Source organism: Xanthomonas axonopodis (genome assembly GCF_001304695.1).
In the GTDB taxonomy this organism is placed as follows: Bacteria; Pseudomonadota; Gammaproteobacteria; order Xanthomonadales; family Xanthomonadaceae; genus Xanthomonas; species Xanthomonas axonopodis.
On sequence record NZ_JFAQ01000146.1, the window covers coordinates 1 to 20,403 of the forward strand.

General features: G+C 64.8%; 19 protein-coding genes and 3 pseudogenes. 16 read left to right on the forward strand and 6 right to left on the reverse strand.

What is annotated here, in order from left to right; genetic code table 11:
- Nucleotides 1–209: 209 nt before the first annotated feature.
- Nucleotides 210–343: pseudogene (locus XAXN_RS23200) on the reverse strand (DDE transposase); the annotation flags it as partial.
- Between the two features lie 440 nt (nucleotides 344–783).
- Here XAXN_RS23200 and XAXN_RS13370 point away from each other — a divergent pair.
- From XAXN_RS13370 to XAXN_RS13380, 3 genes are all read left to right on the forward strand, one after another.
- Nucleotides 784–1,908 carry a slipin family protein gene (locus tag XAXN_RS13370; protein WP_054319892.1) on the forward strand — a complete coding sequence of 375 codons (1,125 nt, stop codon included), beginning with the start codon at nucleotides 784–786 and terminating at the stop codon, nucleotides 1,906–1,908.
- Between the two features lie 54 nt (nucleotides 1,909–1,962).
- Nucleotides 1,963–3,183: an RtcB family protein gene (locus tag XAXN_RS13375; RefSeq protein ID WP_054319893.1), complete on the forward strand. Its 1,221-nt coding sequence runs from the start codon at nucleotides 1,963–1,965 to the stop codon at nucleotides 3,181–3,183.
- A 205-nt stretch (nucleotides 3,184–3,388) separates the two neighbouring features.
- The gene (locus XAXN_RS13380; RefSeq protein ID WP_054319894.1) at nucleotides 3,389–4,186 is read left to right on the forward strand and encodes a hypothetical protein; all 798 of its coding nucleotides are present in this window, start codon (nucleotides 3,389–3,391) and stop codon (nucleotides 4,184–4,186) included.
- 264 nt (nucleotides 4,187–4,450) lie between these two features.
- Here the strand turns inward: XAXN_RS13380 and XAXN_RS13385 are convergent, their stop codons facing one another.
- Together XAXN_RS13385 and XAXN_RS13390 are read right to left on the reverse strand one after the other, a co-directional pair.
- Nucleotides 4,451–5,320 (reverse strand): alpha/beta hydrolase family protein, encoded by an 870-nt coding sequence (locus XAXN_RS13385; protein WP_054319895.1) that lies wholly within the window; start codon nucleotides 5,318–5,320, stop codon nucleotides 4,451–4,453.
- Nucleotides 5,320–6,413: pseudogene (locus XAXN_RS13390) on the reverse strand (DUF3182 family protein). Before XAXN_RS13390 ends, XAXN_RS13385 begins: the two are co-directional and overlap by 1 nt.
- A gap of 661 nt (nucleotides 6,414–7,074) precedes the next feature.
- Here XAXN_RS13390 and XAXN_RS13400 point away from each other — a divergent pair.
- The 4 genes from XAXN_RS13400 (at nucleotide 7,075) to XAXN_RS13415 (ending at nucleotide 9,438) form a co-directional block, all read left to right on the forward strand.
- The gene (locus XAXN_RS13400) at nucleotides 7,075–7,356 is read left to right on the forward strand and encodes a hypothetical protein (protein WP_054319897.1); all 282 of its coding nucleotides are present in this window, start codon (nucleotides 7,075–7,077) and stop codon (nucleotides 7,354–7,356) included.
- 43 nt (nucleotides 7,357–7,399) lie between these two features.
- A complete protein-coding gene (locus XAXN_RS13405; protein ID WP_054319898.1) occupies nucleotides 7,400–7,675 on the forward strand; it encodes a hypothetical protein in 276 nt (91 codons plus the stop codon).
- 75 nt (nucleotides 7,676–7,750) lie between these two features.
- Nucleotides 7,751–8,344 carry a DUF4142 domain-containing protein gene (locus tag XAXN_RS13410; RefSeq protein WP_054319899.1) on the forward strand — a complete coding sequence of 198 codons (594 nt, stop codon included), beginning with the start codon at nucleotides 7,751–7,753 and terminating at the stop codon, nucleotides 8,342–8,344.
- 206 nt (nucleotides 8,345–8,550) lie between these two features.
- Nucleotides 8,551–9,438, forward strand: a complete 888-nt coding sequence (locus XAXN_RS13415) for a TIGR01777 family oxidoreductase (RefSeq protein WP_054319900.1) — start codon at nucleotides 8,551–8,553, stop codon at nucleotides 9,436–9,438.
- 258 nt (nucleotides 9,439–9,696) lie between these two features.
- On the opposite strand, the gene XAXN_RS13420 is transcribed toward XAXN_RS13415, so the two are convergent.
- Complete coding sequence (locus tag XAXN_RS13420; protein ID WP_054319901.1) at nucleotides 9,697–10,536, reverse strand: hypothetical protein; 840 nt, start codon at nucleotides 10,534–10,536, stop codon at nucleotides 9,697–9,699.
- Nucleotides 10,537–10,778: 242 nt separating this feature from the next.
- On the opposite strand from XAXN_RS13420, the gene XAXN_RS13425 reads away from it, so the two are divergent.
- The 7 genes from XAXN_RS13425 (at nucleotide 10,779) to XAXN_RS13455 (ending at nucleotide 17,577) form a co-directional block, all read left to right on the forward strand.
- Nucleotides 10,779–12,215 carry a Do family serine endopeptidase gene (locus XAXN_RS13425; RefSeq protein WP_054319902.1) on the forward strand — a complete coding sequence of 479 codons (1,437 nt, stop codon included), beginning with the start codon at nucleotides 10,779–10,781 and terminating at the stop codon, nucleotides 12,213–12,215.
- 116 nt (nucleotides 12,216–12,331) lie between these two features.
- On the forward strand, nucleotides 12,332–12,694 hold the full coding sequence (locus XAXN_RS13430) for a hypothetical protein (protein WP_008574792.1): 363 nt from the start codon (nucleotides 12,332–12,334) through the stop codon (nucleotides 12,692–12,694).
- A gap of 3 nt (nucleotides 12,695–12,697) precedes the next feature.
- On the forward strand, nucleotides 12,698–13,183 hold the full coding sequence (locus tag XAXN_RS13435; RefSeq protein WP_054319903.1) for a hypothetical protein: 486 nt from the start codon (nucleotides 12,698–12,700) through the stop codon (nucleotides 13,181–13,183).
- Entirely contained in the window at nucleotides 13,180–13,563 is a 384-nt protein-coding gene (locus XAXN_RS13440; protein ID WP_054319904.1) for a hypothetical protein, read from the forward strand. Before XAXN_RS13435 ends, XAXN_RS13440 begins: the two co-directional genes overlap by 4 nt.
- Nucleotides 13,564–14,169: 606 nt before the next feature.
- Nucleotides 14,170–15,276 (forward strand): AI-2E family transporter, encoded by a 1,107-nt coding sequence (locus XAXN_RS13445; RefSeq protein ID WP_054319905.1) that lies wholly within the window; start codon nucleotides 14,170–14,172, stop codon nucleotides 15,274–15,276.
- 124 nt (nucleotides 15,277–15,400) lie between these two features.
- Nucleotides 15,401–16,138 (forward strand): HAD family hydrolase, encoded by a 738-nt coding sequence (locus tag XAXN_RS13450; RefSeq protein WP_054319906.1) that lies wholly within the window; start codon nucleotides 15,401–15,403, stop codon nucleotides 16,136–16,138.
- 41 nt (nucleotides 16,139–16,179) lie between these two features.
- On the forward strand, nucleotides 16,180–17,577 hold the full coding sequence (locus XAXN_RS13455; RefSeq protein WP_054319907.1) for a leucyl aminopeptidase family protein: 1,398 nt from the start codon (nucleotides 16,180–16,182) through the stop codon (nucleotides 17,575–17,577).
- Nucleotides 17,578–17,605: 28 nt separating this feature from the next.
- Here XAXN_RS13455 and XAXN_RS13460 read toward each other — a convergent pair.
- Both XAXN_RS13460 and XAXN_RS13465 read right to left on the reverse strand, forming a co-directional pair.
- Nucleotides 17,606–17,935 (reverse strand): annotated as a pseudogene (locus tag XAXN_RS13460) (anti-sigma factor family protein); the annotation flags it as partial.
- 22 nt (nucleotides 17,936–17,957) lie between these two features.
- Nucleotides 17,958–18,473: an RNA polymerase sigma factor gene (locus tag XAXN_RS13465; protein ID WP_054319908.1), complete on the reverse strand. Its 516-nt coding sequence runs from the start codon at nucleotides 18,471–18,473 to the stop codon at nucleotides 17,958–17,960.
- 159 nt (nucleotides 18,474–18,632) lie between these two features.
- Between XAXN_RS13465 and XAXN_RS13470 the strand changes: the two genes are divergently transcribed.
- On the forward strand, nucleotides 18,633–19,724 hold the full coding sequence (locus tag XAXN_RS13470; RefSeq protein WP_054319909.1) for a catalase family peroxidase: 1,092 nt from the start codon (nucleotides 18,633–18,635) through the stop codon (nucleotides 19,722–19,724).
- A complete protein-coding gene (locus XAXN_RS13475) occupies nucleotides 19,721–20,263 on the forward strand; it encodes a cytochrome b (protein WP_054319910.1) in 543 nt (180 codons plus the stop codon). Before XAXN_RS13470 ends, XAXN_RS13475 begins: the two co-directional genes overlap by 4 nt.
- Nucleotides 20,264–20,403: the final 140 nt, after the last annotated feature.

The window sequence follows — 20,403 nt, forward strand, 5'->3', positions numbered from 1 at the left end:
ATCTCGACGACCATCGACCGCAGCATCGATACACTGATGCCACCCTTGCTGCGGACACCGGCCACCGTAAGCGTCGCACCTACCCAACGCGACGCGCTTGGCACGTCGCTGGCGGCATCGCGGGCATTCCCGCAAGTCACGCGCGACTTCAAGGAGTTTCTGGATGCGCAGGCGCAGCTCAGTTATGCCACACGTGGCGCTGCGGCCAAGGTCAGCGACAATCCCGGCGGAAACTGCACGATGTTGATCCCCATCTCCCGCCTCCGTTGCCTTCAGCTGGGGCCATTGTCCAACCGCAGCGTCGCAGATCCTGCAACTACGGCTGAGCGATGGGGCTAATCAGGATTCCGGAATACCCACCATTGGATAGCTCAATTGGTAGAGCAGCAGATCTGTAATCTGTTAGTCGCGGGTTCGAATCCCGCTCCATGCATGACCTTCTCGGTCATTCCTCGGGACGCAAGTCCCTTTACGGAAACGGCCATGCCGCAGGCAGACAGGCAACCCATCGTCTGACTGCAGCAGCGCCGCCCCCTGCCGGGCCCTTGCCCTGAACGCGCGTTTTGCGCCGTTCGCTACCGCTGCGCAGCACATCGCACTGCGGCAGTCACGCATGTGCAGGCGCCAACAGCGCATTGCGCCCCGCACAGTCGCCGTCACCGGCGTTTCCACCTTTCAACGCCGCGTTGCATCGGCACACGTTCCGCCAGCAGTCCGACCCGGGCGGCGCAACGGCTGTAGCCCCGGATCGGACCACCAGAGCCAAACCCAAGGAGAAGTGCCATGTTCTGGACCAAGAGGGTCGTGATCGGTGACAGCGAGCGCGGCCTGGTGTATCGCAACCGTCGGTTCGAGCGCGTGCTCGCCCCCGGCGTCTATCGCCTGTTCGACCCGTTGGGTCGCAGCGAGGTCATCGTCCATGCCATCACGCACGGCGCCTATGTGGGCCGCGATTTGGAGATGCTGATCGACACGCTCGGCAGCGTCCTGCCGCAACACTTCGTGCTGGCCGACATCGGCACCGCGCAGGTCGGCTTGCTGATCCGCAACGGCAAGCTCGACGACGTGCTGCCACCGGGCACGCGCACGCTGTACTGGCGCGGTCCGTCGGCAATCGAGGTGCAGACCCTGCAATTGGGCGATGGGCTGCAGGTGCCCACCGATGTGCAGCGCAGGCTGCGTCAGCTCGGCACGCTGTCGCGTGTGGCGGTCTGCATGGATGTGCCGGCCGAGTCGCAAGGGCTGGTGTTCGTCGACGGCAAGCTGGTTGCACCGTTCGGGCCGGGAGCGTATGCGTTCTGGAATTTCCAGAAGAACATCACCACCGACGTGATCGATCTGCGCGTGCAGTCGGTCGAAGTGTCCGGGCAGGAGCTGTTGACCCGCGACAAGGTGTCGTTGCGGGTCAACCTGGCCGCCAGCATGCGCGTCAGCGATGCCGCGGCGATGCGTACGCGCGTGGCCAAGGCCGGCGATTACCTGTCTCGCGAGTTGCAGTACGGCTTGCGGCGCGCGGTCTCGGCCAAGACGCTGGACGAGTTGTTGGGCGACAAGGCCTGCCTGGATGCAGATATCTTCGGGTATGTGCGCGGCAGCGTGAGCGGCTTCGGCATCGAGGTACTGGGTGTCGGCGTCAAGGAGGTGATGCTGCCGGGCGAGATGCGCGAGATCCTCAACGCTCTCGTGCAGGCGGAGAAGCAGGCGCAAGCCAACGTCATCCGTCGGCGCCAAGAGGCCAACGCCACGCGCTCGTTGCTCAACACCGCCAAGTTGATCGAAGACAGCCCGGTGCTGATGCGTTTGAAGGAACTGGAAGCGCTGGAAAAGGTCACCGAAAAGATCGACAAGCTCACCGTGTTCGGCGGCCTGGATGGCGTGCTGAAGCAATTGGTGACGATCAGGCAATGAAGGCTGCGCGTGGCAGAAGGATCTGCCAGGTACGGCCGCAAGGCAATGACAACAATGAGTACATCACAACACTTTGAAGTTCTGCACGCCGAAGGCAGCACCCCGATCAAGGGCTGGGTAAGCGAGGTGCCGCTGGAAGAGCAGGCGCATGCGCAGCTGCGCAATATCGCAGCGGTCCCGTTTGTCGGTCCGTGGGTCGCGGTGATGCCAGACGTGCATCTGGGCAAAGGCGCAACCGTGGGCTCGGTGATTCCGACCCGTGGCGCCACCATCCCGGCGGCGGTCGGCGTGGATATCGGCTGCGGCATGGCTGCAGTGCGCACCACGCTGCGCGCCAACGACCTGCCCGACAATCTGGCGCAGTTGCGTTCCAGTATCGAGCGCAGCGTGCCGGTAGGCAACGGCCGTGACGGCGAGCACTGCAAGCTGCCGGACAGCATCGAGACCCGCATCGCGCAGTCCGGGCTGGTGCAGCGTCTGGAGGCGATCAAGCAGCAGCACAAGCGCATCCGGACCGACAAGCTGGAGTGCCAGATCGGCACGCTGGGCGGCGGCAACCACTTCATCAAGATCTGCCTGGACGAAACCGATGCGGTCTGGGTGATGCTGCACAGTGCTTCGCGCGGCACCGGTAACCTGATCGGCACGTACTTCATCGAGCGCGCGCGTGAGCAACTGGCGCATCGCGTGTTGGGTTTTCATCTGCCCGACAAGGACCTGGCCTTCTTCATGCAGGGCGAGCCTTTGTTCGACGAGTACGTCGAAGCGGTGTCGTGGGCGCAGGATTACGCCCGCGAAAATCGCGAGGCGATGATGGCGCGCGTGCTGGCCGAGATGGGTCACCGCTTGCCCAAATTCCAGCTGGAGAAGCTCGCAGTCAATTGCCACCACAACTACGTGCAGAAGGAGACGCACGGTCGCGAGGAACTGTTGATCACCCGCAAGGGCGCGGTGAGCGCACGTGCCGGCGAGCTGGGCATCATCCCGGGCAGCATGGGCACGCGCAGCTACATTGTGCGCGGGTTGGGCAATGCCGATAGTTTCCACAGCTGCAGCCACGGCGCAGGGCGCGTGATGAGCAGGACCGCTGCACGCGCGCAGATCACACTGGCACAGCATCGGGAGGCCACCGCACATGTGGGATGCCGCAAGGATGCGGCAGTGATCGACGAGTCGCCTGCCGGGTACAAGTCCATCGATGCGGTGATGGCGGCGCAGCAGGATCTGGTCGAGGTGCTGCACACCTTGCGCCATGTGGTGTGCATCAAGGGATGAAAAGGGCCGCACTAGCGGCCCTTTCTTGCGGCAGACGCATTGCACGCATGAGTGAGCAAACTCATCCGCAATGCACTGCACAGTTCAGTCATGTCGCGGCGGCACTCACATCAAAGCACGCGCGTTTCACTCTTTCGACGCCATCGTTGCGCCTCGTTCGCGGTCTGATCTACAGGGCGCATCCATCAGATAATCTGGAGGCGGTATGAGCAATCTCGACAAGCAGGAACGCAAGGAAGAAGCAAAGGATTTGAACCGCGACCCGATCTCCGGTGCGCCCGGTTCGCATCCGGTTGGCGTCGGCGTGGGCGGCATCGCAGGCGGCGCGGCAGCAGGCGCGCTGGCGGGCACGGTGTTCGGGCCGCTCGGCACCTTGATTGGCGCAGCAGCCGGCGTGGTTGCGGGCGCTGCGGCTGGCAAGGGCGTGGCCGAACGGCTCGACCCCACGGTGGAGACCGAATACTGGCGCCAGGAGCATCGCAACCGTCCCTACTACAAGCAAGGCACCGAATACGATCGCGACTACGCAACCGTCTACGGATTCGGTTTGCATGCACGTGAAACCCGCCCCACCAGCACGTGGGAAGAAACCGAAGCCACGTTGGCTGGGGAATGGCCACGTAACCGCGGGCAATCGCGCTTGGAGTGGGACGAAGCCCGGCTTGCAGCAGGCGATGCATGGGAGCGAGCGGACCGTACTCACACGGTCTACCGCGACAGCGATACGCACTACGCGGGTCGCTTCGACAGCGTCAGTTATCGCGATGCCGACTATTCGTACGACGACTATCGCCCGGCCTATCGTTACGGCATGCAGGCGCGCCAGCAGCACGCCGGCCGCCAATGGGACGACCACCTGGAACGCGATCTGGGCGATGGTTGGGACCGCTTCAAGGCCGATTCGCGCCTGAGCTGGGAGAAGGCCAAGCACGCGGTGCGTGAGGCGTTCGATTCCGAGCATCATGAGACGGCGCGCCGCAACCCAACCGACCCGCGCGTCTAAGGCTTGATCGCAGCGGCCTGGTAAAGATTGCCACAGCGAGCGCAATGCGTTGACCCAGGGCGGGCCCATTCGGGCCCGTTCTGCGTTCTGGAGTGATGCAAGTTCCATTGCTCGCCGGGCGGCAGTCCAAGTGCATCACTGCCGACACGCATTCCAGGGTGATCTACCCACACGACAGTCCGCGCGCACTGGGCATCCAACACGCCGGGGAAGCGACGCATGTACGCCCGCATGGCATTGCACGCGCTACCTCGTTCCGGACAGCTAACCTGCGGTCTTTTCCACCGCCCGGATGTCGCCGCGAAATACCGGAGTGGTCTGTTCCACTTGGGTCGCAGCAGCGCCTTGCTGATCCTTGAGCAACTGCTTGCGCGTGGCCACCACCTCCGTGGCCAGCGCGATACGCCGGCCGACGACCATTTCGGTCAGCCAGTCGATCAGTGCACGCGTGTATTGCTGCTGGTGTTCCTTGATGCTGAGCGCATGGTCCGCACCCGCGATGAGGCGCGATGTGAGCGAACGCGCTTGCACGAACGCTTGCGCATAGTTGTGCAGCACCGGCTGCGGTACGATCACATCGTGTTCGGCTTCCACCAACAGCACATCGCCCTTGTACTCGGCGCAGGCGGCCAGGGCGATGTTGTCGGCCGGGCGCAGGCGCTGCCGGCGGTACGCCATCAGGTCCGGGTCGGCGTTGAGGCTGACCTTGGGTTGGTCCCAGTGGGCATCCTTGTAGAGCGCAGGCGACCGCAACGCCAGCCACTCCACCGGGCGCTCGCGCGTCAGCAATGCGGACAGATAGCCCCCGTAACTCAGGCCGACCACTGCGATCGACTGCGCATCCACGTACGGCAGAGCTGCCAATTGATCGTAAGCGGCCTTGATGTCGTCCAGGTTCTGCGCGCGCGTCACAGTCTGGCGCATCGATGCGTAGCCCTCATGCCCACGCAGATCGAAGGTCATGCAGATGCAGCCCAGGCCTGCTGCCTCGCGCGCACGCACCAGGCTGTGGTGCTGGCTACCGCCCCAACCGTGCACGAACAACACCGCTGGCATGCCCGAGGGCGTGAGCAAGGTGCCACTGAGCGCGTCCTGGCCGACTGGAATGTCGATGCTGGAGAGTTTGGCTTCCATTACGTCGCAGAGATCCTCCTGTATTTGTAGCGCGGCCCTGGACCGGCCTGGGTTGCGCGATAGTAGACCTGTGCATCGGCCGGCGGCTGGCCCTGATAAATTTCTTGGGTGGACGCACTACCCACTGCAATGCGGGATCTTGCTGAAACGCGGCGATTGCGGCGAGTTCGGCCGGAGTTGCGCCACCGATTCGCCAGGATTGTTCCAGCACACCGCACACTGGGGAATTGCGAGCCTCCTGACCGCTGACCACATCGTAGTTGCGGCGGGAAATCTGCAGCTCAGGATAGGCGGCGGTGACGCATCGATCGTATCTGCACGCCTGCTCGACCACCCGCCGCTCAAGCGACGGTAATGCTGTGGCCATCAACGCCTCCAACGACCCGCGGTACACACGTAACGACGAGCCGCCATACACGTCCCTGCCGTCCGCATTGAGCACGCTGCATTGCGTGCCGTAGTACGCAATCTGGACGCCGGCAAGACACAATTCGCCCACGCTGTGCGTCATTGGCTGCAGGATATTGCGCTCCAGCACGCCGCCGTGCGTACCCAGATAGGTCTCGGGCAGGCTGTCCAGCACCTGCATCAGCTGTCGTGCATCGGCGATGCGCCACTGGTCGTTACCGCCCACTCCGGTGGGCAGCTTCAAGCGCACCTCTCCACCACCAGACAGCGCCTCGAACGCATGCACCGCATCCGGGCGAGCAAACGCTGTATAGCCCGGCAGCGTGGCGGAAACCAGTGACATGGCCAGTGCCTGATCCCAGCCTGCAGGGCTTGCCGCATTGGTGGAAATCAGTGGGTGACCGATGACCTTGGTGGCCAGGAACGCATGCGGCACGATCCCGCCGAGCAAGTCGCCGGCACCGTGGATGCCAAGCCTGCGTGCTTGTGCGGTAGTGAGCGTGTCATCGGGTACGTGAAACGTTCCAACTTCAACCACGCCATGGCCGGCGACGCCGGCATCGGGCACGCCCAGCAAATGCGCAATTTCGCGACACACCCAGGCGTGTGTTGCACGCTCATGACCATGCGCGGGCACCCGGCGCATGGCGTGCCCAAGCACCTGTCGATACTGCGCCTGTGCCATGACCTCTCCCCTGCGCTTGATCGCGCATCGTCAATGGCCTCGGTCGCAGCTGAGGGACGGGGCGCAAGCGGCGGGTGTTGCCGGAGCCTTACTTCAGTGCCAGATACAAGCCCAGCACCATCAGGAACACCACGATCAAACTGATGGCGATACGCCCGCCCCGCAATTCCAACAAGGCGTGCCACCACACGCGCGCTTCAGGTGTGCCGCTTGCATGATGCGGCTTACGGCTACTGGTCTGGCTATCCTGCATCCTGGGTACTCTCGCTCCATTACGTCGCCCCTACCTTAATGATCAGACGTTACACAGGTGTGGAGCGGTTCAGAATCTTCCGTGAAATGCGGCATTGCGTAAGCGAATTTGCTCGATCAGCGATCATGTGGGCGGCGAAAGTGGGCACGTGCAAGTTGCTGACGTGACAAGGGAACGCATACGAGACCAATACACTGCCACGACAACAGGGCCACAAACGCGTCGCGTGGTGCACATCGAGCACACGCAGGCGCCTGCATGCGTCGCGTGCAAATGCGCTCGGGCAATCTGACCAATTAAGCGTGCAATGCGCTGCAACCCTGCAATGGTCAGGTTCGATGATCATTCGTTGACATAACTGTAGTTACTCTGCAGGTCAAGTTTGTTTATACCGGAACACCCCAAGTCATGAGCAGAGATCCATCCGTCATCGATGTACAGGCCGAAATCGCGCATTGGCAGGCGCGGCATGCCCAGGGCAATCTCGGCGCAGGCAAGTTCAGCGAATTGTCCCCGGTGGTGAAAATGGCCTGCGATATCTATCTGCAAGCCCCGCGTTCGAGCGACCAGGAACGTCTGCGCCTCTTCCGGGACCGCTTGGAGCACCACTTCATTTCATCGAGCACGCAGTCCAACTACGAACAGTTGGCAACCGATTGCTGGCAGCGCTTGGGCGCGCGTAATAATTGAGTCCGCAGTACCGAGCAACACCTGTTTTTCATAGGAGATCGTCATGAAAACCCCGTATCAAGTGCAGCAGGAGCTGGAAAGACTGGAGCGGTTGGTACCGCACATCGTCAGCGACCAGGGCGACCGCGCGGAGGAAATCCTTGGCTTCCACGTCGCCAGTCTGCTGGGCAGCGCGCCGGTCAGCGAACACGCGTTGATTCGCGAACGCACCGCCCGCATGGCACGTACCTGCCGCAGTGCACAGGATGCCGTGCGCGCCCCCGAGGTGCCTGCCCGACCATTGGGCATGTCGCCCGTCGCCCAGCCGCAATGGGCCTGACCGACCTCCCCGGAGCCGCCTAGCGGCTCCTTTGCATTCCACCCTCGGCAATTGCCGATTCATTTGAGGACCCTCATGAAAGTCACGCTTATCACCGCTTCGCTGTTGGCCATGCTCGCTCTGACTGCCTGCGATCGCCCCGGCGGCGATGCCTCGCGCACTGCGCCCGCGGTGTCGCCCGCGCCGACGGCTGCGCCCGTCAGTGGCAGCGGCGCAACAGAGTTGGCCAAGGGCGATAGCGCAGTGCTGGGCGTGCTGGCTGCGATCGACGACAACGAGATCGCACTCGCCAAGCAGGCCATCGCACAGGATCTGGGCGGTGCCACCGGCGAGTTCGCGCAGCAGATGCTGCACGACCACGAGGCCAACCTCGAAAAGACCAAGTCGCTGGGCGCCAGCGAGAGCCCGCGCGCGCAGGCCATGCGCGCCAGAGGCAAGGCGGCAGTAGAAGCGCTATCCAAGACGCTGACCTTGCCGGACGGCAAGGACGCGTACCGCAATGCATTCATGCGCAACATGGTCATCGACCATGGCGACACCATCAAGATCATCGATGCGGAGCTGCTGCCCGCCGCCGAAAGCGCGCCGGTCAAGCAGCATCTGGAAGAGACGCGCCGCGTCGTCTCGGCGCATTTCGAACGCGCCCACGCGGTGTCGTCGTCCAAGTAAGCAGGTGATCAAGCGCTCACCCTGCAAACGCGCCGGCCAGTCCGGCGCGTTTGCGTTGGGTGGACAGCACACGCCGCTGTCGTCGAGGTAGTTGGGCCACGCTGCAAGCTGACGGCGCAGCGCACAGCCGCATGCCCGCGCCAGCTTCACCTCGCTTGACGTGATCCTGGCCTATCGTGCCGCATCCACTCGGCCAGGAGCCCTGCATGCATCTGCTCATCACCGGCGGCACCGGCTTCATTGGCCAGGCCTTGTGCCCGGCATTGCTGCAGGCCGGCCATCAGGTCAGCGTACTGACCCGCGACCCGCAGCGCGCCACGCGCAGCCTGCCCGGCATCACCGCCGTGCACACATTGGACGGAGTCCAGGCCGATGCGGTCATCAACCTGGCCGGCGAGCCGCTGACCGCCGGCCGCTGGACCGATGCCCGCAAGCAGCGCTTCCGCCAATCGCGACTGGGCATCACGCGCCAATTGCATGCCTGGATCGCGCAGCAGCCGGCCGCACAACGCCCATCGGTGCTGATTTCCGGTTCGGCCGTGGGCTACTACGGCGAACGTGGCGATACTGCGTTGACCGAAGCCGAGCCCGCCGGCGATGACTTCTCCGCCGTGCTGTGCCGCGACTGGGAAGCCGAAGCCAACACCATCGCCGTACTCGGCCCGCGGGTGAGCTGGGTGCGCACCGGGATCGTGCTGGATCGCGATGGCGGCGCGCTGGCCCGCATGCTGCCGGCATTCCGATTCGGTGGCGGTGGGCCGTTCGGCGATGGCCGACACTGGATGAGCTGGATCCACCGCACCGATATGGTTGCGCTCTTGCTGTGGCTGCTGCAGCACGGCCAGCCCGGCGCCTACAACGCGACGGCGCCCAATCCGGTCACCAATGCCGATTTCGCGCGCACGCTGGCCCAGGTACTGCACCGTCCCGCCCTGTTGGCCTTGCCGAGCGGTGTGCTGCGGCTGGGCTTCGGCGAGATGGCCGACCTGCTGCTGATCAGCCAGCGCGTGCTACCGCAACGCGCGCTCGATGCCGGCTTCCGCTTTCAGTACCTCCACCTGGACGCTGCGCTGCGTGCCATTCTGCAGCGCTGAGCGGCGGCCGAGAGGTGGGAATCGAAAGCGCTTACTCGGATGCGCGCGCAACACCGCGACGCACGAGAGGCTTCCAAGCCGAGCGGGTCGAACTTCGCCGAAGCGGCTAAGCGGCTGCAACGAACGATTCCATCAGACTGCGACAGTAAAGGCCGACAGATCGGCCACAAAAAAGCCGACGCTGTGGCACAGCGCCGGCTTTTCAACAGTAAACGTGGTGCATGCGCTGCACGCAACGCACGCCCCAGCGTGACAACCTCAACGCGTGACGCGCTTTGCCGCTTTTTTACCCACTGCCTTGCGCGCGGCGGTGGTCTTTGCCACCGCACGCGTTGCCGTGGTCTTGGTGACCTTGGCGGCTTTCTTCAACGCGGTCTTGGTCACAGCTTTCTTGAGCGGGGCCTTTTTCACTGCGGCCTGCTTGGTCGCGGTTTGCTTGGCGACCGGGGCCTTCTTGGCTGCAGGCTTGGCCAACGTCTTCCTCGCCGCCGCCGGCTTGGCTGCCAGCTTCTTCGCTGCCGTGCGCGCGTTCACCGTTGCAACAGCGGTCTTGCGCGCGGCGCTCTTGGCAGCGGTCTTGGCACTCAGTGCGGCCGCTTCGGCCTTGGCATTGGCCTTGGCGGTTTCCAGCTTGCGCCTGGTAGTGGCCTTGGTGTCGGTGATCTTCTTCTTGGCCGCGGCGCTGGTGCTGCTCAACTTCTGCTTGGCGGCCTGCGTGGTCGAGGTCAACGTGTGCTTGGCCGCGTCCTTGGTGGCGGCAAGCTTCTGCTTGGCGGCCTCCTTGGTGGCAACCAGCGTGTCCTTGGCAGCATCCTTGGTGGCCGCAAGCGAACGCTTGGTCTTGGCCACGCTGCGTTTCACTGCGGTAGCCGCATTACCGGCGTTCTTGGCCACGTTCCTTTCGACCTTGACCACTGCCTTGCGCGCTTTCGCCACCTGCGTCTTGACCTCTTCCACCACCGTGCCTGCAGCCTCCTGCACGCTGGCAACCGCCTCGCTGGCGGTGCTGGCGATGGTCTCGGTCAACTCGGTGGCGGTGCTTTTTACGCTATCGACGGCGTCGGACAGGGTTGCCGTTACACCATTGCCGTTGCTCATAGACCCTCCTTAAGGGCGTCAGTGCGGAAAACTAGACGATGCGCGACCGCACGCAACATGCTGAACAGGCATCGGATCAAGCGGACGCTACGCCCGGCCCGTCGGGCTGTCAACGCAATCAGGGCAGGGGATGCGCGGCACTTTCACCGACAGTTAAATTGCGCGCAGGCACTCTCGTTCAGCTTGATTTACGCAGTCAGACGCCCTATTCCTCATCCACCGCGTAACCCGGAATCCGTTCCATGCGACCGCTGCCTACCCTGCTGACTCTTTCGCTGGCCGCTGCCTTCGGCGGATTTGCCGCCACCGGCGTCAACGCCTGGCTCGACAATCGCGCCGAAGCCACGCCCCCTGGCAACGCCGCCTTTACCCTGCCAACGGCCGCCGCACTGCCGGCCGCGGTCGCCGGCCAGCCGGTACCGTCGCTGGCGCCGATGCTGCAGCAGGCCATGCCCGCGGTGGTGAGCGTGAACACCAAGCAAGTGGTGCGCGTCCGCAACCCGTTCTTCAATGACCCGATCCTGCGCCGGCTGTTTCCGCAGGTGCCGCAAGACCGCATCAACGAGTCGCTGGGTTCGGGCGTGATCATCGATGCGCAAAAAGGGTATGTACTGACCAATCACCACGTCATCGAAAACGCCGACGACGTGCAGGTGACGCTCGGTGACGGACGCACGGTCAAGGCCGAGTTCATCGGCTCCGATGCCGATACCGATATTGCGCTGATCCGCATCAAGGCCGACCACCTCACCGATATCAAGCTGGCCGACAGCAACGCGCTCCGCGTGGGCGATTTTGTGGTGGCCATCGGCAACCCGTTCGGCTTCACCCAGACCGTCACCTCCGGCATCGTCTCGGCCGTGGGGCGCAGCGGGATTCGCGGCCTGGGCTATCAGAACTTCATCCAGACCGATGCCTCGATCAACCCCGGCAACTCGGGCGGCGCGCTGGTCAACCTGCAAGGCCAGTTGGTTGGCATCAACACCGCCAGCTTCAATCCGCAGGGCAGCATGGCCGGCAATATCGGCCTGGGGCTGGCGATTCCATCCAACCTGGCGCGCAACGTCGTCGAGCAATTGGTCACCAAGGGTGTGGTGGTGCGCGGCACGCTCGGCCTGGAAACCCAGAACCTCACCCAACAGATGTTGCAGGGCCTGGGCGTGGATTCGTTGCGCGGTGCCTTGGTGACACGTGTGTTGCCGGGCTCCGCAGCGGCGGCGGCAGGCGTGCAACCGGGCGACGTCGTGGTGGCGGCCAACGACCAGCGCGTGGACAGCGCCGAAGCGCTGCACAACTACGAAGGCTTGCAGGCGGTGGGCAGTGCGGTGACCTTGGATATCCGTCGCGACGGCAAGCCGCTCAAGCTCAAGGCCACACTGAAAGAACAGGACCGCGCCGTCACCGGCGACATGCTGGACCCGCGCCTGACTGGCGCGACTTTCGTCGATCTACCCGAATCGCTGCGTCAGTCGGGCATCACCGGGGTGATGGTGAGCGAGGTCAAACGCGGCGGCCGCGCGGCGGCCAACGGACTGGTCGCCGGCGATGTGATCGTGGCCAGCAGCGTGGGCGAGTTCGCCGACCTGGCCAGCTGGCGCGCCAATTTCCAGCGCAAGCCGCAGCAGCTTGTCGTGCGTATCCTGCGTGGCAACGCGCAGTACGACGCGCTGATGCGTTGACGCGATGTGTACCGAAAGTTGCCTCCACTAACGCCTCCTACACCCCCCCGATGCTATTGCTACTGCTCGACCGCACGTGAGTGGCGGCTGCCATCAATGACCGAAGGAGATATCGCATGAGCCCCACCAATACCGATCAGCTGAAGGAAAACCTGAGCGAAGCCGGCACCCACCTGAAGTCGGCAGCAAGCGCTGCTGGCGAAGCCGTCAGGGGTGCCACCAGCGCCGCTGGCGATGAGCTCAAGCTCGGTCGCGCCAACGTCAAGGCCGAACTGTCCGACACCGCGCTGGCCGGCATGGCCGCTGCCGAGTTCGGCGGAGCCGCTGCCAAGGAGCAGATGGACGTGCTGGTTGCCAAGGGCAATGATCTGCTGGAAAGCGCCACCGATCTGATCCGCGAGCGTCCGCTAGCTGCCTTTGGCGTTGCCTTCGCCGCTGGCTGGGTCATCGCCAAGCTGGCACGCAGCAACGACAACTAAGTCGTGAGCGATCAGGCCTCTCCCACTGCAGAAGCCGAGGCGCCAGACGCGCGCGCGCAGACGCCAGGACTGGACGAAAGCGTACGTGCGGTCGGCGCAGCCGGTCGTGCAACGCTGGGCTCGGCCAAGGACACCAGCCGCGCACTGCGCCGGCTGGTGTCGGCCGATCTGCAACTGGCACGCAGTGCGTTCGGGCGTGGTCTGGCGTGGGCCTGCGTGGCCGTGGTGTTCGGTGCCTCGTCATGGTTGCTGCTGGCCGGTGCGATCATCGCCCTGCTGCAGCGTGCCGGGCTGTCGTGGTTCGAGGCGATGTTCTTTACTGCGTTGGCGAGTCTGTTGGTGACCGGCATCGCGGCATGGCGAGTGTTCTTCTACTTCGACCACACCGGCATGAATGCAACGCGCCGCCAGCTCATCAAGTTGGGGATTTTCGATGACCCCAGCAAGGACGATGATGCGGCGACCTCTGCCAGTGGAGCACGTCCATGAAGTTTGGGACCTTGCGTCAACGCGTCGAGCGCGCCGAATTTCTGGTCGAAGGACGCGCGCAGGAAACGCGTCTGCATTGGAGCCAATTACGCCAGACCTGGCGTGCCGGGTGGTCTCCGCTGCGCATCGTGACAGTTGGCTTCGGGCTGGGGTTTGTCACCGGCTGCAACGAACCACAGGCGGCACTGGGCAGCATCGCCAGCAAGCTTGGCGGCATCCCCAAGCTTCTGCAGATGATCAGCACCATCTCTGCATTGTTTACTGCGCACCGCGCGCAGGAAGCATCCGAGCAGGCCGAACGTGCAGCAGACAACGCCGAGGAGGTGGCCGCCGACCCGCCGGTGACCGTGGTGCAGGTCCCGGCCGATCGCGCCGCCTGATCGCGGACGGTATTCACGGCGGCTAGCGAATTGCTGGGCCGCCGTTATTGGTGGCAGCAGATTGGCCCGTGCAAGGCATCAGCGCACCAGCGCCATTTTGAATATGCGCGAGCGCCGGATGGACGTGTTCGGACGCTGGCCCTGGATGCAACACGCACGTGCCGCGCTTGGGGATGGGTTGGAAGAACCGCTGCACCGCGAACTCGCGATGCAGGTATCTGCGCAGTGCATTTTCGCTAAATGACCGCGCGCCGTGGTTGCTTGCGGATACTCGCCATGATTGCTGTTGATATCGGCTCTGACATGTGGGGTCGCGCGCCATGAGTGACCATTGAGCGTTGCTGATCGCGGTGATGTCTGACGGCCGTTCGCGCGCAGGATGCGTGCTGTCGCAGTTGGCAGCTTGCGGCAGAATCCTGGCGTCGGTGGCAATGCCACCTCGACGAGCGATTCGGCGTCCGCAACCTGCACAAGGACGAGTGCGGCCGAGTTCGCCACAAGCCTTCGCGCGCTGACATCCCGCCCGCAGACTCTGTGTGCGCCGTTGACGCATTGCGCTGATAATGGCGCACCGCTGGCAGCCGCCAGTCTGCTGCCAGGGCGCGCATGTCTCTTCCCGTCGACTCATCGGATGCCGCCGCCGCGGCAGATTCGCTTCCGCCCGCACCGGCGCCCCGCCCGCGCGCGCCGGCCTCGCTGGTGGTGCTGGCCACGCTCGCCGTTGGGTACACGCTATGGGCGGCGCAGACGATCATCCTGCCGATCATGCTGGCCGCGTTTTTCGCGCTGATCGGCAACCCCATCCTGCGCGGTCTGCGCAAGCTGTATATCCCGCGGTTTCTCGGCGCCTTGCTCATCCTGTGCCTTGGCCTGGCCGGCACGGTCACGCTGGCCGCGCAATTGGCCGGCCCTGCCGCCGAATGGGTGCAGCAGGCACCACGGCATATGCGCCAGATTGCGCGCGATGTGCGCGATCTGACCAAGCCGGTGATGCAAGCCAACCAGGCAGCGGAAAATTTTGCACGCGCGGCCGGTGGCGAAGGCCAGCGCGGCGTGCAGATCGTGCGCACGCAGATGGACGACCCCTACAAGGCACTGGTCCGCACCCCCAAGCTGGCCGCCTCGGTACTGGCGGTGGTGCTGCTGACGTTCTTCTTCATGGTGTATGGCGAAAGCCTGCAGCGGCATGCGATCGCCTTGCTACCGAACCGGCAGCAGCAACGGTTCACCACCGAGATCATGCTGGACATCGAACGCGAGGTCTCGCGCTACGTGCTCACCATCAGCGTGATCAACACGCTGGTCGGGCTGGTGTTTGCCGGTATTTTGTCTGTCCTGCAGATTCCGCTGCCCGAAGCGATCCTGTGGGGAACGGTGGTCGCATTGCTGAATTTCGCACCGTATGTCGGCCCGTTGATCGGCGTGATGCTGATGCTGCTGATGGGTTTTGTGGAATTCCGCACCACCTTGTCCTCGCTGCTGCCGGCGATCCTGTACCTGGCGCTGCACACCATCGAAGGCCAGGTGGTGACACCGATCGTGCTGGGCCGACGCATGGCGATTTCGCCGCTGATGCTGATCCTGGCGCTGATGCTGTTCGGCTGGCTGTGGGGCATGGTCGGCCTGCTGCTGGCAGTGCCGTTGCTGGTCTGCATCAAGATGGTGCTGAGCCGGGTGGACGGGATGCAGCGCTGGGCGCGATTGCTTGAGTAGCCGGGATTGGGGATTCGGGATTCGGGATTGGTAAACGCAACCGCACAGCTGCCGTTGCCAATCCCCAATCCCCAATCCCGACTCCCCAATCCCCTTTTTACCGCAACACCCGTAAAATCCGGCAATGAGTTTCCCAATCAGCGCCATCACCCTCGACCTCGACGATACGTTGTGGCCCTTTGCGCCGATCGGGGCGCGGATCGACCAGGTGCTGTACGACTGGATGCACGAGCACAGCCCGGTCACTGCCGAGCGCTTTCCGGTGGAGGCGATGCGCGAGTTGCGTGAGCGCAGCTTTGCCGACAACCCGCACCTGCATCACGACCTCAGCGCGCTGCGCCGGTTGACGCTGGAAATGGCCTTGCGCGAGAGCGGCGGCGATCTGGCGTTGCTGGAGCCGGCTTACGAGGTGTTCCATGCGGCGCGCAACCAGGTGGAATGCTATCCGGATGCGCTCGACGCGCTGGCGCGCATTGCCGCACATGTGCCGGTGGCCGCGCTCAGCAACGGCAATGCCGATCTGCAGCGCATCGGGCTGATGCACCACTTCGCGTTTCAATTGGGCTCGCGCGAACACGGCAGCGCAAAGCCCGACCCGAGCATCTTCCTGGCTGCCTGCGCCCGGCTCGAGGTGCCTCCCGCGCAGGTGCTGCATGTGGGCGACCATGTGCGCATGGACGTGCTGGGCGCGCTGGATGCCGGCCTGCGCGCCTGCTGGATCAATCGCGAGGGCGCGGTGTGGTCGCACCCCACCCAGCAGCCGGATCTTGAATTCGACAGCATGACCGGGCTGGCCGATTGGCTGGACGCGCAGCCGCCGCATCCAGGCCCCGCGCGCGCCGGCATCACCCTTCCCGCCTGAGCCACTCTGCACGGCGCACGGCGCTGCACTCGAGGATTTCCATGTCGCACCTCACCGGTTTCACCGATCCCACTGCCGCAGCCTTGCCGCTGTATGTGCTCGACCGCGAGGGCTTTACGCGCTGGTGCGCGGAGCAGCCCACCCGTGTGCTGTCGTGGGCGCAGGCGCAGCGTTTCGATGCCGCACCGGGCAGCGTGCTGTTGTTGCCGGGCGACAACGGGCTGGCCGGGGCGATCCTGGGGATCGGCGACCGGGCCGATGCTTACGCCTACGCGCATGCGCCGATGACTTTACCGCCGGCCAGTCGCTGGACGCTGGCCAATCCGCTGAGCGATGCCGAGCAGGCGTTGCTGCATCTGGGCTGGGGATTGGGCGCCTATCGCTTTTCGCGGTATCGCAAGGTGCCGCGCGCGCCGGCCGAACTGGCCGCCACGCCATCGGCACACACGCATGCCCTGATCCAGGCGTGCCTGCGCGTGCGCGATTGGGTCAACACGCCCACCGAAGACATGGGCCCGCAGCATCTGGAAGAGGCCACCCGCACGCTGGCGCAGGCGCATGGCGCACAGGTCGATGCGATCGTCGGCGACGCGTTGCTGGCGCAGAATTTTCCCACCATCCATGCGGTGGGGCGCGCCTCGCATCGCGCACCGCGACTGATCCAGTTGCAGTGGGGTGACACGGCGCATCCGCATCTGGTGCTGGTCGGCAAGGGTGTGTGCTTCGACACCGGCGGGCTGGATCTGAAGCCGGCCGATGGCATGCGCAACATGAAAAAGGACATGGGCGGCGCGGCGCATGCCTTGGCGCTGGCCGGGTTGGTGATGGCGCAGCAGTTGCCGGTGCGGCTGACGCTGCTGATTGCGGCAGTGGAAAACGCGGTCGGCCCGGAGGCATTCCGCCCTGGCGAAGTGATCACCACCCGCGCCGGCGTGACCGTGGAAGTGGACAACACCGATGCCGAAGGTCGCCTGGTGCTGTGCGATGCGCTGAGCTATGCCACCGAGCAGCACCCGGATCTGATCCTGGATTTCGCAACCCTCACCGGGGCGGCACGCATCGCGCTGGGCCCTGACCTTCCGGCGCTCTTTGCCAACGACGATGCGCTGGCGCAGGCCTGGATCAGCGCCGGCGAACAGGCCCGCGACCCGGTGTGGCGCATGCCGCTGTGGCGCCCGTACCTGCGGTATCTCAACAGCCATGTGGCCGACATGGCCAATGCTGGCTCGCGCATGGCCGGCGCCGTCACCGCCGCGCTGTATCTGGAACGCTTTGTGGCACCCGGCCAGCCGTGGGCGCATCTGGACGTCTACGCCTGGAACGACAGCGACCGCCCCGGCCGGCCCGCCGGCGGCGAAGCGCTGGCACTGCGCTCGGCGTTCGCGATGCTGCAGCAACGCTACGGCGGCCGAGCGCGGGCAGCGCTGCAGTCAGGCTGAGGCGAACACAGCGCTTCCGCTGCGCTGGTCATCCCTGGCAACGCAACAACGGCGCAATCGTGCGCATGCGTGTCTGCGTCGCCGGGCCGACCAGTGCGAACGCGGTATCGCCTTCGGCCCAGTACTGCGCCAACAGACGGCCATCGCGGCGCCCGCCGGTCGGCATCGGCCCGCTGCGTGGACGCAGATACAGGCCAATGCGTGCGCCGTCGGCATCGCTATACACCAGCATCGCGGCTGCGCCTTCCGGTGTGGAAAGCAGTTGCCCACCGCGCAACGTATAGCCCTGCGCACGCAGATCCGGCACGACGCCTGCGTTGCCGAAATGCGTGTGCAGCCAGGGTTCCAACTCAGCGCGTGTTCGTCGGGCGGTGTGGTGGTCATTTCAGGATCCTTAATGCAGGTGCGTGGCTCACATGCCCCTCGTTCAATGCGCGCAGGCGTTCGCGGGCGCGCGACAGGCGCGACATCACCGTGCCGATCGGGATGCTAAGGGTGTCGGCCACTTCGCGATAACTGAAACCTTCCACGCTGACCAGGAGCAGCAAGGCGCGCTGCTCGGGTGGCAACAACGCCAGACTGGCCAGCATGGCGCGCCCGACATGCACTTTTTCGGCAGACGCGGATTGGCTGGGCTGCTGCGGCGCGAACAGGCCCACGACCCGCTGCCAGCGCGCGGGACGCCGTTGCCCATCCAGAAACTGCCGGTATAAGATGGCGAACAGCCAGGGCTGCGGGGCTTCGGCGGTATGCCGGGTGCGCCACCGCCGCAACGCGCGCTCCAGCGTGGCTTGCACCAGATCGTCGGCGCTGGCGGGCTCGCCGCTCAACGAGCGCGCGAAGCGGCGCAGTGCCGGCAGCACGGCACGCAGTTGGTCATCGTCCAAAGCATCCATTGGCGGGCTTGGTGGTGGCATCACACGGTAGACGCACTGGAGCGTGGATTATTCCCGCGATCGGTGCGTGCCACTGTCGTCGGTGGGAAGGGAATAACGCGGCCCGCACGTCGTTTCACCCGTATCAACCACACACAGTATCGAGCATCGGAGCCAGCCATGACGTTGCCACCTCCCTCGCCCCCGCGCGCGCGCAGCCCCGTGCTGCCGTTGTTGGGGATTGCCGCCATTGCCGGCGGCGTTGCGCTTGCGTTTGCCTGGACGGCCGGCTGGATCGGCGGCGACCGGCTCACTGCCGCACGCATGACCGACACCATCGAATCCAGCGGGCCGCCGCATCCGGGCTTCCGCCGCGCGCATACCAAGGGCGTGTGCGTGAGCGGGCAGTTCCAGTCCAGCGGCAAGGCCACTTGGCTGTCGTCGGCGCGCATCTTCAGCCAGCCCAGCACGCCGGTACTGGGGCGCATGTCGATCGGCGGCGGCGACCCGCACGGGCCCGATGGGCAGGCGCGCGTGCGCAGCATGGCGCTGCTGTTGCGCAGCGACGATGGGCAGGAATGGCGCACGGCGATGAACAGTTTCCCGTTCTTCGTGGTCGCCACGCCGGCCGGCTTTCAGGCACTCAACGTGGCCTCCAAGCCAGACCCGGCCACCGGCAAGCCGGACCCTGAAAAGCTGGCGGCGTTCGGCAAGCACTATCCAGAAGCGGCCAAGTTCCAGCAGTGGGCCAAGACCGCGCCGTGGTCGGACAGCTGGGCCAACACGCAATACAACGGCGTCAATGCGTTCCGCGCGATTGCCGCCGACGGGCGCGAACGCTACATCCGCTGGTCGATGCGCCCGCATACGCCATTCAAGGAATTGAGCGCCGAACAACGCAAGCAGGCCGACGGCGATTTTCTCGCCACCGACCTGGACGCGCGGCTGGCGCAGGGGCCGTTGCGTTGGGACATGGTGCTGACCATCGCCGAGCCCGGCGATGCGGTGGATGACCCGTCGCAGCCGTGGCCGGAACGCCGCAAGCAGATCGTGGCCGGTACGCTCTCGATCGAGCGTGCGCAGCCGCAGGCCACCGGCCCATGTCGCGATCTCAACTACGACCCGCTGATCTTGCCCAAGGGCCTTGCCGCATCGAATGACCCGATTCTGGCAGCGCGCTCGTCGGTGTATTCGCAGTCGTTCAATCGCCGCGAGCGCGAGATCGCCAACGGCCAGGGCAGCGCCGCCACCGGCCAGGGAGCACGCCAATGAATCGCCGTACCCACTTCAATCTGCCAGCGCGCATACTGCATTGGCTGATGGCCGCGATGATCCTGACCATGCTGTTCGTCGGTGTCGGCATGGTGGCCTCGGTGACGCAGCGGCCATGGTTGATCGATCTGCATCGCCCGCTGGGCATCGCGATTCTGATCCTGGCAGTGCTGCGCCTGATCAACCGCCTGCGCAATCGGCCGCCGGCATTGCCTGCGGATTTGCCTGCGTGGCAAAAGGCTGCGGCGATTGCCTCGCATTGGCTGCTGTATGCATTGATGCTGGGCATGCCGTTGATCGGCTGGGCGATGTTGTCGGCTGGCGGCTACCCGATCGTGCTGTGGCCAGGCGCGAACCTGCCGGCGATCGCACCGCACGACCCTGCGCTGTATGCCTGGCTGCGCAGCGCGCATGGCTGGCTGGCGTATCTGTTATTTGCCAACGTGCTGGGGCATCTGAGCGCGGCGTTGTATCACGCCTGGGTGCGCCGCGACGGGGTGTTTTCCAGCATGGCGCGTGGCGAGCGCTCTGCGCGGTGATGGGGTCTGGGTTGATGGTGGGTTGATAGGACTCGGCAGATGATTCGGCTGCACTCTGCACCAGCGCCAAGCTCCCTTCTTGCGCCGGGACATTCTCTCATTCATGGGGAGAATGGGCCCCGAACGGGCGGATGAGGGTA